Genomic DNA, 12,586 nt, shown 5'->3' on the forward strand with positions numbered 1-12,586 from the left:
TTTATTTCTTAATTAATTTTGCAGTTGCCGTTTTATTTGTATCCGTCTTTATCGTCACCAGATAAGCCCCCTGAACTAAATTCTGGCTATTTATCTTCGTCACCTTATTCTTAGTCTTCAAGCTCTGAAGCTGCCTTCCGCCCATGTCGTATAATAGAATATCAGCTTCCTTGAATTCAAAGCCGATTTCTACATAAGCAAAATCTGAAACCGGGTTTGGATAGATTTTTATGTCTTGTTTTTCAATCAGCTTATTAATCTGGCTGTCTCCAAGTTTCACAATCTTCCAGTTTTCCTTTCCTAATTCTTCTGCGCTGGTTCCGGCCAGAATAATAGATCCATCCCGGTTCAGCTTAATATCTGAAAGCCTCTCTTCTCTTTTTCTGGATTCTCCTTTTACATGTTTTCTCCACTTCTCATTACCATCCTTATCTAAATACAGCATCCAGAAGGTTTCATCCTCTGCTTCAATCCTTCCTTCTGCCTGAGTGTAGCCACCTAACAAAACTCCTTTTGAAGTTTTATCATCTGCGGAATGCAGAACACTTGCTCCCATCAGAATATCTCTGTTTCCGAAATTGTAAGATTTTTGCCAGATTTCTTCACCTCTTTCGTTCAATGAAATTAGCCACAGGTCTGTTCCTTCTTCTATTCCTATGGTTTTATTCCCTGATCGTTCCGACCTGGATTCGCCACCGATTAAAAATCCGTTGGATGTTAAGGCTAATGTTCTTAGATGGTCATCTCCTTTTCCTCCGAAGTTCTTTTCCCATTCTACCTTATTATCCTTTGAAATCTTGATGACCCAAAAATCCCCTTCACCATAGTTGTCTGTTTTCTTTGATCCGCCCAGGCCACTTCTGGAGTACATCCCAACCAAAACACCTCCATCCTTAGAAGGAATCATTTTCTCTACCTCATCTAATCCCTTTCCTCCTAAAATAAGTTGAGAAAGCTCCTTTGCATCTTTATCCAGTTTAATAATCAGGGCATCTTTAGATCCGTAGCCTTTAGTAGAGCCCTGAACATTTCCTGCTACAAAGAATCCCATGTCTGTAGTCTGTACTACGGCACGGGCTTCCTCAGAAGAAGAGCTTCCCAAGGTTTTCTGCCATAATTCATCCCCAAATTCATTTAGTCTGATGAGCCAAATATCTGATCCTCCCTTGGAATCTTCCTTTTTATCCAGACCTTTTCCTGAATATGAAGTTCCTGCAAGAAGATTTCCTCCATCCTGAGTGTTTACGGAGGCAGACAGATAGTCATGGTTATTTCCTGAGAAATATTTTTCCCAGACATCTTCTCCCTGCTGGTTAAGCTTCACGAGGTGGAAGTCATAACCACAATTTTGTTTCTTGGCTCCTGAGCCTGTAGAAGGAGAAGTTGTAGCAGAGCTGCTACGTGATTGGATGCTGCTTCCCGTAATTAAATACTGACCATCTATGGTTGTTGTGACCTGGCTTAGGAAATCCTGAGTGCCGGATTTAATATCCCGTTGCCATGCTACCTCTGTTTCCTGGGCTGATACTCCCAGAAATGCACACAAGACCAGTGCACCTAAGTAATTTTTTTTCATAATTGTTATTTTTTGCGCGAATTTAAAGATTATATTCTGATTCTCAGATAAGAAACCGTAAATTATAACGGTTATGTATAGAGCTAGCTCTTTATCCCGATAAACAAAGTGTTTTCATAATGTGTTGTTTTTTAAATGTTTATACTCTATTTTTCTGTAATGCAAAGCTATTACAGGGGTGCGACAAAGCATGTCGTATTTTATCGCGAATGATCGCAAACGCGATAAATTTTCAAAATATTTATTTTTTATACTGTTTTTATATAAGGAAAGGCACGGAGCAAAAGTCAATCCGTATTAGAGGTACTAGGATACCCAAAGACCAGAAAGACTCCGCCCGTGCCCAATATAGGACATGGGCGTAAGCCTATCAAATTTGGTCTTTTAAGAAGATTCCTAGTTTTCTAATACCATTGATAGAAGCTTACGCTTGTTTCGTTAAAATTATTGTTGCGAAGATAAAAATATTTTTGAAACTGAATTATTAAATTCACAGAAAGAAGAAATATATTTTAAAGCAGCCTTCTACTTTATGAACAATCCCTTTATTGTCTTGTAATAATAATTCACTATTAAATTATTATTTAATCCTTTTTTTCTCAGTAAAAAAACTCTTGCATAATAAAAGTTTTGAAAAATCCATATCCCATAGTGGCTCATTTTTATTAATTACAATCAGTGTTTCATCATTGAGATCAAAAGGTTCTACAAAGCAATAATAAAGTAATCGCCCTACAATTGCTTTAATAATCTTACCCTTATTATTCAATTCACAATATAGATAGCAGGGAGTATTTTTTCTATTGATATTAAATTGAAAGAGGATATGTTCTTTCACTATTCTTTTTTTTCCAGAGAAAGACCATCCACTTAGTCGTTTCACTCTTCCTTTATTAGATATTACATATTGGTCTTCAAAACCTATTATAGGGATTGGCTTCCAATATTCACCGGGAAGATTCTCTACAGATAGGTTCATACATGGCGGTGGATTGTTTTTATTAATCCTGGGTCTCCCAAGGTTTTTCCAGAGTGCTTCATTAAACAACTTTCCAGATGTAGCTTTTATTCCATTTATCAGAAACTCTTCCTTACTTGGTGGATCGCTTTGCAAAAACCACCGAAATGCTCCGGCTGTTAAAAATATTTTATTGATTACATTTATAATTCTTTCGCAGGAAATGCCAAGTTCTTTTTCGGCAGCATAAATACTATCAAATTGATTGATTAGTACACCTTCTAAATTATATTGGCTAACAGGTTGCAGATATATGACGTGTATATTTTTAGCCCTGTTTGAATGATACATTCTAAGGCTTTCTTCTTTTACTGAAATTTTCTCCAGATTATTACAATGCATATGAAGTCTATTATTATCCTTGGGTATAATAACGACAGTACGATCTTCCAAATCAAATTCTTCAATAAAATGATAATACACAATACGGCCTAAAGACTTTGTATGAGCTTTACCGTTTCGTGAAAGTTTACATTGTAAATTATAAGTATAGCTTTGGAGATAATTATTGAAATTTTTAGAGAAAAGTGGTTGTAAAATCAATTCTTCCAACATGTATCTGTACCCCAGAGGAGATTGAAACCAACGCTTACATCTTTTTACCCGCCCATAGTTCGAGATTTCATAATTCTCAAAACCTTCAATAGGTTTCCACTCTTCATCAGGAAGGTTTTTAAGTGATTTATTATAAAGCACATTCTTTAAATATTGATCTTCCAGTTCATTCATAAATTGAAGATTTCTTTTTGTATACAAATTATATAATATTTATATGGAATATTGGACGTAAGTAATTGACAAAATATAATGATTTTGAGAATATTTAAAAGTGTTCAAATATAAATTTAATGCTCTATAAGCTTTCTCACATGCAAACAGATAGCGAGATACGCTAGATATGCATAAATTCAGCAACTGATTCTATTAATTATATTTTCAAAAATTCTGGAATAGGAAAACAGGTAAGATTGTAATTACGTAGTCCCTATTTTTAAAGTAAATTCATTGATTCTTTTTACCTATAATGGTTTGAAGTGCCTTTTATTACTACAGAAATCTAATACAGTTCTTTTAAAGCTCTTGTGTTCACCTTGTGTGTCTGTGTGAACCGCATTTTTATTATTCACATAAATATTTATTGACTCTAAAAATACGGTGTAATTAAAATATTAGCAGAAAAATCTAAATTTTCCTGTTCAAAATTCCAAATGTATTTATAGGATTATCTTATCGATCATCATTAATTCACATTTTTGATCGCTAGATCGTCTTTGTTTTCATTATGATCTAATTGCTGCCAATAGGAATACATCTGCTCTGAAAGGGTACTGTTATCAATTCCGATATATCCTAAAAATTCAGTTTCGGTCTTGTGGCCTGTAACACTCATGATAATAGCAGTAGGAATCTTACTATAATACATGGTTGCGAAGGTTCTTCTACAAATATGTGATGAGATTAAATCGTGGAGAGGATAGCTTCCAAAGACATAGTGTTTTTCAACCTCATCATATACTCTTCCATATTCAGCGCGATCTATAGCTGCCAGCTTAGATATTTTTTTCAGATTCTCATTAAAAATAGTCTTTGCACTCTCCAGATTTGTTGAAAACTGTGCTGGAAAAGATCCCTTCCTTTTGTCAAGGATTTTCTTTACTTCCACATGAATAGGAACCAAGACAGGAGTTTTGGTTTTCTTTTGGCTTAAATTGATGAATTCTTTGCCATTGATCGAGACAATTTTTTCAGGGGTCATTCTAAACAAATCCGATGCTCTTTGCCCGGTATAACAACCAATAATCAGCCAGTCACGCGTTTGTTCCAGCTTTTCATTGACTATTAATAATTCTTGTATTCTTTGCAGTTCTTCCGGCTTTAAATACGGAGTGGGAGTATCAACAGTAAATCCTTTTATTTCGCTCAACTGGTCATGGACCTCAATATTATCTATTTTGGCATCTTTGAAAATTGTCTTGGTATATTTCAAATACTTCCCAACTGTATTATCACTCAGATGCTGCCCCCGAAGAAAGATAACAAACCTGTTTCCAGCAGAAATATTATAATCTGAAACTTTAAGCCTAGTTTTTTCTGTCTTTAAAAATTCCTGGAACTTATCAACAATCGTTAAATGCTTTTGTCTGGTTCCTTTTGTAATTGGCTTTCCCTTATATTTTCTAAAGGGCAAAATATCAGTCTTATAATGTTCCAAATAGTTTTCTATAAAATCAAGCTTTTCAATTTTGCGCCCTCCGGAATAGTAAGCATCAATAATTTCAGCCAACCATTCTCCACCTATAATTTCAGTTTCATTTCTTTTCCTATACTGTTCTAAAATAAATGATTCCAGTTTTGTTAAGGTATTGATCTGTTCAGTTTGATTCTGTAGTGCCTCTCTGGTTAACGCCGTCCTCTGCACTACCATGCCTTTTTTAGCATTCCAGTTTTCTGGATTCACTGTTTCGCGGGTTTTTCGTTTATAAACCTGATTGCTGCCTATCGAAAAGCGGACATAGATTACTGCACTTTGTTTCTTTGACTGAATAATAAATTTTACCGTAGCCATAATCTCTACTTAAATCTTTTAGAAAACAAATTTAGTCAATTTTTAGACAATAATATGCTTTTTTACCTTAAATACATCTTACTTTATTTAACTACGTAAAGAATAAAAAAAACAAATTAAATACTGAATAACAATAATTTAAATATTTAAACACTATAAATTAAAATAAAATGAATTTAAATTGATTAAGGAATTACACTCCCTGTGGGTCTACAAACCATCCTTTTTTAAGGATGGTTTTTGTTTTAAAATCCTAAGAGTTTAAATTTAAACTGAATCGCAAAATTATCTTTGAATTTAGGTGTATTGTAATAGCCTACCCTGTAGAAAAAGCCTAAATTAAACTGCGACGATAAGAAGTTGTTCCATTCAAGACCCACTTCGTTATATAAATGATCCAGTTTTTTGAATTCGAACTGGTGGAATTCCGGATTTTTCATATCCCCGATGGTTCCTCTGTAGATCAGGTCAAAGCTGGATACGTTCTTCCCGAAACTTTTGAAATACCACGGTAACCTGTGCGTAAGATATGCACCAACGAACTTATCGTTGTAATATCTTCCACCTTCCATTGTGGCAAAACCCAGATAAGAAGTCAGATTAAAATTCAGGCCTCCTCTTCCGTTGCCCAATCCATTCATGGTAAAATTCTTCCAGACAGGCGCATCACCTGTGATCAGTCCTCCGTACAATCTCACTCCCGTTACCCCAAGTTTTGTCTTAAAGTTATGGACAAAAAGCGCATCAAACCTGCTGAAATTAAAATCACCGCCCAATGTTTTATAGCCTTGCTCATAATTCAGGTAGAGTTCCGGAAGGTTCTGTTCGTAGGTATACTTCCCACCGGGTGTCATGATATTCTTTGAGTTGGGGGAGTATTTTAATGTAATTACTGATGAGGTGAAGTCAAAATTATTCCCGAGGCCTTTAAAATTATAGTCAAACTTCGATTCTTCCTGTGTTTTTTTGGCAGCAACATTGATGGTTAATCCATTGGTGATATCATTTTCATAGCTCACCTTAAAACCTTCATAGCCATAGAAAACTCCATTATTTATCGCCACTCCAGCGTTCATGATTTTCATTCTGAAATTCCATAAATTTTCGGAAAAACGGCCTGCAGCCATCACGTCATTAAAATATTCAACACGGAAGAAAGAATTTTTTTCCAATGAGGTGCGGATGTCTACTCCTGCACCATATTTAAGCTTTTTATCGTAAATACCATACGCAAAATATGCATCCGGAGAGATGTAATTGTTGAAATTCTCATTCAGTTTGGCACCAGCCCCAAACCTGAAATGTTCATATTTATTATATCCAATGATCCTGGCAAGATCAAAATCCACCATACCTAACCTTATTTTCCCTTTAAGCAATCCTGCGAGCGCTTTCGCTTTTTGATTAAGTTTGTATTTATTGCTTAAACTGTCAATTTTAGTATACGTTGCAGCTTCACGGCCGGTCAGATTTTCGGTACGGTACTGGTCGATCAGCTTTCCATCCGAATTTTTCACCCCGATGGTATAGCCTTTAAACTCTTCCGGATTTTCTTCAATGGGCGTTTTGAAATCAAAATAATCTGCTGTGACAAAAGCATAGCTGCCGAATCTTTGGCGGTTCTGCTTATCTTTTTCTTTTTCTTCTTTGCTCTGATCTTTATCCTTCTTTTCATCATCATCAAAAGTAGTTGACCCCATTTTCAGCTTGTAATTTTCTTTTACGAGAAACCATTTGTTTTGTACCGGCTTCCAGATGCTGGTAATACTGCCTTCACTTTTAATTTTGCTGTTGCTTTCAATTTTTTTCAGGGCATAGGTCTCCTTATCTACATACAGATACCCATTGAATTTTCTCTGCTTTACAGGCTGCTTATAATCTACCTGCCTGAAACGGATGATATAGTTCTGCCGTCCTTCAATTTCAATAGAATCAGTAAGGAAGAAGCGATAGAGATTTCTGTTTTCTTCACGGATTTCTTTTGGAATCTGATTTTTGTTGGAACGGAAGGCCATGAGTTCATAAATCGGATCTTTTATACCGGCTACTTTATTATCTAAAATATTGATTTTTTCGCCATATTTTTTTGAATACAGGTTTTGAGAAGCCCTTTCCCATAAAAAGATCTTACTCTCCCCTAAAAGTTTCATAAGGTTCACAGACTCTACAGAATCCTTGACCTCTGCCGCTTTCATAGGGCGCTGCGGAAGTCTTTTAAGCGAATCTATCCGGTTAGCAATATAGGCGTTATAGGCATTGATACTGTCTTCATCAAAATCCAGGGAAATCTTCTCGTAAGATTTGAACGAATAGGATTCCAAACTTTTTGGTGAATTCTGCTCATAGTTTTCATTCACTTTTCTTAGGATTTCCAATGCTCTCGGATCACTTTTATCTTCCAGAACAATGGTCTGAATGTTTTTGGTATTAGGATCGGATTTGGTCAGGAAAACTTCCATCACCTTATCGACAACAGCATCCTCGTCATTGAATCCATGTGAAGAAACCTGTACCTTTCTGCATTTGGTTCTGAAATTCAAAACTCCTGACCCATCTGTTCTACCAATCTCTCTGTTGTTGCAGGAAATGATTGCACCGGAAACAGGCTGCTGGTTTGCAGAACTTTTAACCATAATTTTCGACTGTGAGAAAATGCTGATATACCCCAATAATAACAGCAGGACTAATTTTTTTTTCATATTTGTTTTGGTCATTAATTAAGCTAACCCGATACTCTTTTATATGTTTTAGAGATATTTCAGGAATATGCGGGCCTGAAAAACTGTGGCAAAAAAAGTGCCGTCATCTTATTTCTAAGTACCACATTTTTAAACAGCTACCCTGAAATCCGCTGATATTAACGTTTTTCCGAGCGCAACTTTATTTAAATATACGAAATAATCAAGGCTTTTAACTTATGGAATAAAATTTGAAAAACCTAAAGGATGTGCATTGCAAAATTCACTCTTAATCTTCCAAAACACCACTAACATGAAAAAAAAATTAGAGCGTCCAAAAACACAAAAGAGAAAAAAGATGATTCTGTTCACTTTGGGAGCATTATGTCTTCTGGGACTTGCTTTCCCATTTCTGCTGAATATTTATCTTAAACATAAGCTCCCGGATTTAATCAATGAGAAAACACCTTACCAGATCAGTTTAAAAGACTTTGACCTTAATCTGCTGAAGGGTAATATTTCAGCCCGCTCTATCAGTATCATGACAAAGCAGAAAAATGATCCTGCCATTACCCAGATTTCCGGCAATATCAAAGCCCTGGAAATCGGAAATATCGGCATATGGAACGCCGTTTTTAATAAATCCTACAAAGTTGGCCATGTGAAACTGATTGACCCGAATCTACAGATCGTATCCGGGAAATCCAAAAAGAAAAAAGATTCCACACAAAAGAAAACAGATTTTACCATTGAGAACATTTTGGTTACCAATGGCAATATTTCGGTTAAAGGAAATAATAAGAAGGACCTTTTCAAAGGAAAAAATGTCAATATAAACCTTACTGAAATTCATCAGAGCAAGGATGTATCTAAAATTCCGGTTGCTTTTAAAGATTTTAAAATCGATGCCCATGATGTCCTGATTACCGTTAATGAGCTCTACAGGATTTCTGCGGGTAAAATCGATGCCAAAAACAAACAGCTTCATATTTCAGGATTCCACTTAAAACCTGTTGAAAATCCGGCTTTGTATAATGCAAAAAATATTTTTGACCTGAAGATCAATGAACTTACCGCCGAAAATTTCACCATTGACAAAGATTCCCTTATTGTAGAAAATGCAAAATTCAGCAAACCCCAACTGATTGTAACGTCTACGGATAAGAAAACCGTTAAGGAAAATCCTAAAGAAGTCAATCTGAAAATAGGCATCAAGAATCTTGACCTGCAGCAGGGCTCGGTTCTTGTTCAGCAGCAGAATAAAACAAAAACGGCTTCTGTGGATAACTTCCATGTGGGTCTGCAGGATATTGTTTTTGACAAAAATACCGTGAAAGAAAAAATACCATTTGCTTTTTCTACCCACAATATTGAATTTGAAAATATTTATTTCAAGACGGATCCTTTGCAGGCGGTAAGCATTAAAAAAATCAGTTCGGATAATTCGGATATTTTCATCAGTGATGCACAATTGAATGCTATTGGAAAAAGCAGTACGAAAGACGTTTTCAACATTAAAACCAAGAAAATAGAAATCCTGAACAATGCTTCAAAATTTGTGGGACAGCAGTTACAGCTTAAATTTGGTGAAATTAATGTGTACTCTCCGGACATCAACATCATAGCCGCTGGCAATAAAAAGAAAACAGCCGGCAAGACCAAAAATCAACCACCGGATCTATTGGTCAATCTTGGAGCCCTGAATCTTATCAACGGTACTTTCAGCCAGGAAAAGAACGGCAGCCGGAAACTGAAGGTCGGGAATTTTAATGTGAAACTCAATTCGGTAACCTCTAACAGAAATATCCTGAAGGAATCGATTCCTTTTCATGTAAAAGATCGTTTGGTTACGGCCAAAACCATAGACATCGATGGAGGAAAATACTATAACCTGAAAATTGGTGATGTAAAAAACACCGGAAAAACAACCCACATCAACCATTTCGCTTTTCTTCCGAAATATTCCAGAGACCGGCTCAACAAGATGATTGCAGTAGAAGAAGATTTGTATACGATTAAAGTGAAATCCATCAATATTGTTGATCAGAATTCTGTGATCGGGGACAAAACCAGCATCAATCTGGATCATATTATTTTTGACGGTGTAGACTGTAATATTTACCATGATCTTGCCCCGCCTGATGACATCGGAATCCGGTATATGTTCAGCAAAAAACTTCGTGATGTGAAATTTCCGCTGTATGTAAAACAGATTGATGTAAAAAACTCAAAACTGACGTATGAAGAGATTGCAGAAAAGGCACAGATTCCCGGGAAAATTACGTTTGACCATTTCAATGCAAAAATTGTGAATGTAAACAGTGCGAAAATGAAGGGTAAACCTACACTGGTCAAGGTAGATTCTGATTTTAAATTTTTCGGGGATGCCGCAACAGACGTTCACTGGCAGTTTGATGTAGCGAATAAAAATGATGATTATGCAATCAATGGAACCATCAGAGACCTTTCTGTGGAAAATGCCAACCTGTTTGTACGGCCTTACCTCAACGTGAGTCTGGACGGAAAGATTAATTATCTGAAATTTGATTACAAAGGGAACAGCAAAAAAATCGGAGGAAATTTTTATTTTAAATACACCGATATGCATGTTAATTTCATGAATAAAAATACAGGTAAGGAAAGAAAACTGCTCACCGCTATCGCTAATATTTTTGTAAAAAATGACTCTAAAGGTGAACCGGACCATGTAGAGGTTGACAAAGAACGTGATCCCAATAAAAGTTTTTTCAATACGCTGTGGCAAGGGATTATGGAGGGGCTGAAAAAATACCTGATTTAAAATTCAGTGAAAACTTAACTTAAAAGTAATTAGCCTTTTAGACAGTTTCACTGAGAAAACCGCTTACTTTTTTACGTCAGATCCTTGTGAGTAAGGAAAAATTATGTAAATTTGCACCACCAAAATAAAACAGACCCATGGTGTAGCGGTAACACTACTGATTTTGGTTCAGTCATCTGGGGTTCGAATCCCTGTGGGTCTACGTATTGGGACAAATCTTTTCTTTTGATTTGTCCCTTTTTTATTTCCACAATTTTCCTTTTCTAACTGTGTAATTATCTGCAAAATTAACCTTCTCTATGTTTTTGCGCATTAAAACCAGTTTACATACCTATTAAAAGCATCTTTTTACAACATAATAATTTTCAGCAAACACTAATATTTTTAATACAATTTTCATAAAAAAATTAAATTTATAGCTTAATTATCAACAATTTGATATATTTGATTCATTATATATAAACAGATTATAATGAGAATTATTCTTTTATTTTTTCCTTTTTTATTGTTCGCACAACAAAAAACAACACCTGAAAACATTGAAGAAAAATTAAAAAAGGCAGAGCAGCTTGTAATTTCGGGAAAAACAGAGCAGTTTATTACCGCCAATCTTTCTATTCTTAAGGAATCAAAAGCTATTAGGTATTCTCAGGGCTGCACCAAATCAAGTCTTAATCTTGCTTATGCTTATAACAGGATCAATCAGTACAAAAAAAGTATCCATTATTTGAAATCAATGGAATCAGAAAATGATAATGTGTATGCAGACGAATTTAATCAGATTAGTGCAAATACTTTATATAGTAATAACTATTTTGGAATTAAAATGTATGATGAAGCCATAAGTAAACTGAAACAAAACATCAAATTATCCGAAAACGTAAAAATAGATTCCACCAGAAAGTATATTAAAACGTTAGCTCTGATAGATTTGGCTACAAATTATACTGAGAAAAAGCGCTATGATTCGGCTACCTATTATGGGAAAAAGGCAATAGAAGAGATCAAGGGAGAAAAAATAAAAAACTGCTGTCTTGGTGTCAATCTGAAAGTAGCATTGCTGAATTTAGCGGGAGTGAAATTTCGTGAAAAAAAAGTTGATTCCACCGAATATTATGTTGGATTAGGAAAAGCATTGCCGGTAGATCTAGGCTATAATGAGTTTATTATATTTAAGCTTCAGGGACAAATAAACTACGCCAGGAAAAACTATGACTCTGCTATCAGCAATTATAAGAAAGGAATAGAACTGGCTGAAAAAGCAAAAAACAACAGGAAATTAGTGGAACTTTATGCCCTGATTGCTGAAGCTTATGACAAAGTGGGAAAGACTGCCGATGAAAAAGAATACCGGAATAAATTTACCAAACTAAGTGAGAATATGAGAGAAGCAGAGGCTGCTAATTTAAAGGAAACGGTCCAGCTTCTTGTTCAGGAGAAACAAAAACCATTGCAGGAAAAAAACAGGTATTTACTGTATGCTATAATTCTAGGAAGTTTAAGCTTACTTTTGTTTGTGGTATTTACTGTAGAGAGAATAAAGAGTAAGAATAAACTCTTACACTCAAAAAACAAAGAAAATAAAGAGCTTAACCAAAAGCTTAACACTGCTTTTGACGAAGTTGTGCAGCTGGCTAAAAACAATGATTCTGAGTTCCTCACCAGATTTCAGGAGGTATACCCTGATTTTTTTCCAAAACTATTACAAATTGAGCCTAAACTGGTGGAAAGTGAATTGCGTTTCTGTGCTCTGTTATTTCTTAATTTCTCATCAAAGGAAATAGCCACCTATACATTTGTACAGCCCCAATCCATACAAACCAGAAAAAACAGACTGAGAAAGAAACTCAATATTGCATCAGACGATGACATTTATATCTGGATGAAAAACCTATAGAACAGCAGGTTTAAATAAATCTACATTTCGGTCACCTTTCTTTTTTTCCAA

Annotated in this window: 6 protein-coding genes and 1 tRNA gene; 3 read left to right on the forward strand and 4 right to left on the reverse strand. The window is 35.3% G+C overall.

Annotation, left to right across the window (positions count from 1 at the left end; genetic code table 11):
- Position 1: 1 nt before the first annotated feature.
- The 4 genes from B7E04_RS21665 to B7E04_RS21680 form a co-directional block, all read right to left on the reverse strand.
- Positions 2–1,576: a T9SS type A sorting domain-containing protein gene (locus tag B7E04_RS21665; protein WP_080780577.1), complete on the reverse strand. Its 1,575-nt coding sequence runs from the start codon at positions 1,574–1,576 to the stop codon at positions 2–4.
- A gap of 580 nt (positions 1,577–2,156) precedes the next feature.
- Entirely contained in the window at positions 2,157–3,323 is a 1,167-nt protein-coding gene (locus B7E04_RS21670) for an NUMOD4 domain-containing protein (protein ID WP_080780578.1), read from the reverse strand.
- Between the two features lie 511 nt (positions 3,324–3,834).
- Positions 3,835–5,160, reverse strand: a complete 1,326-nt coding sequence (locus tag B7E04_RS21675) for a site-specific integrase (RefSeq protein WP_080780579.1) — start codon at positions 5,158–5,160, stop codon at positions 3,835–3,837.
- A gap of 245 nt (positions 5,161–5,405) precedes the next feature.
- Positions 5,406–7,859, reverse strand: coding sequence for a DUF5686 family protein (locus B7E04_RS21680; RefSeq protein WP_080780772.1), 2,454 nt, complete (start codon positions 7,857–7,859; stop codon positions 5,406–5,408).
- A 292-nt stretch (positions 7,860–8,151) separates the two neighbouring features.
- Between B7E04_RS21680 and B7E04_RS21685 the strand changes: the two genes are divergently transcribed.
- From B7E04_RS21685 to B7E04_RS21695, 3 genes are all read left to right on the forward strand, one after another.
- Complete coding sequence (locus B7E04_RS21685) at positions 8,152–10,638, forward strand: hypothetical protein (RefSeq protein WP_080780580.1); 2,487 nt, start codon at positions 8,152–8,154, stop codon at positions 10,636–10,638.
- Positions 10,639–10,769: 131 nt separating this feature from the next.
- A tRNA-Gln gene (locus B7E04_RS21690) sits at positions 10,770–10,840 on the forward strand.
- A gap of 270 nt (positions 10,841–11,110) precedes the next feature.
- Positions 11,111–12,535, forward strand: coding sequence for a tetratricopeptide repeat protein (locus B7E04_RS21695; protein WP_080780581.1), 1,425 nt, complete (start codon positions 11,111–11,113; stop codon positions 12,533–12,535).
- The last annotated feature ends 51 nt before the right edge of the window (positions 12,536–12,586 follow it).

This window comes from Chryseobacterium phocaeense, assembly GCF_900169075.1.
GTDB classification, from domain to species: domain Bacteria; phylum Bacteroidota; class Bacteroidia; order Flavobacteriales; family Weeksellaceae; genus Chryseobacterium; species Chryseobacterium phocaeense.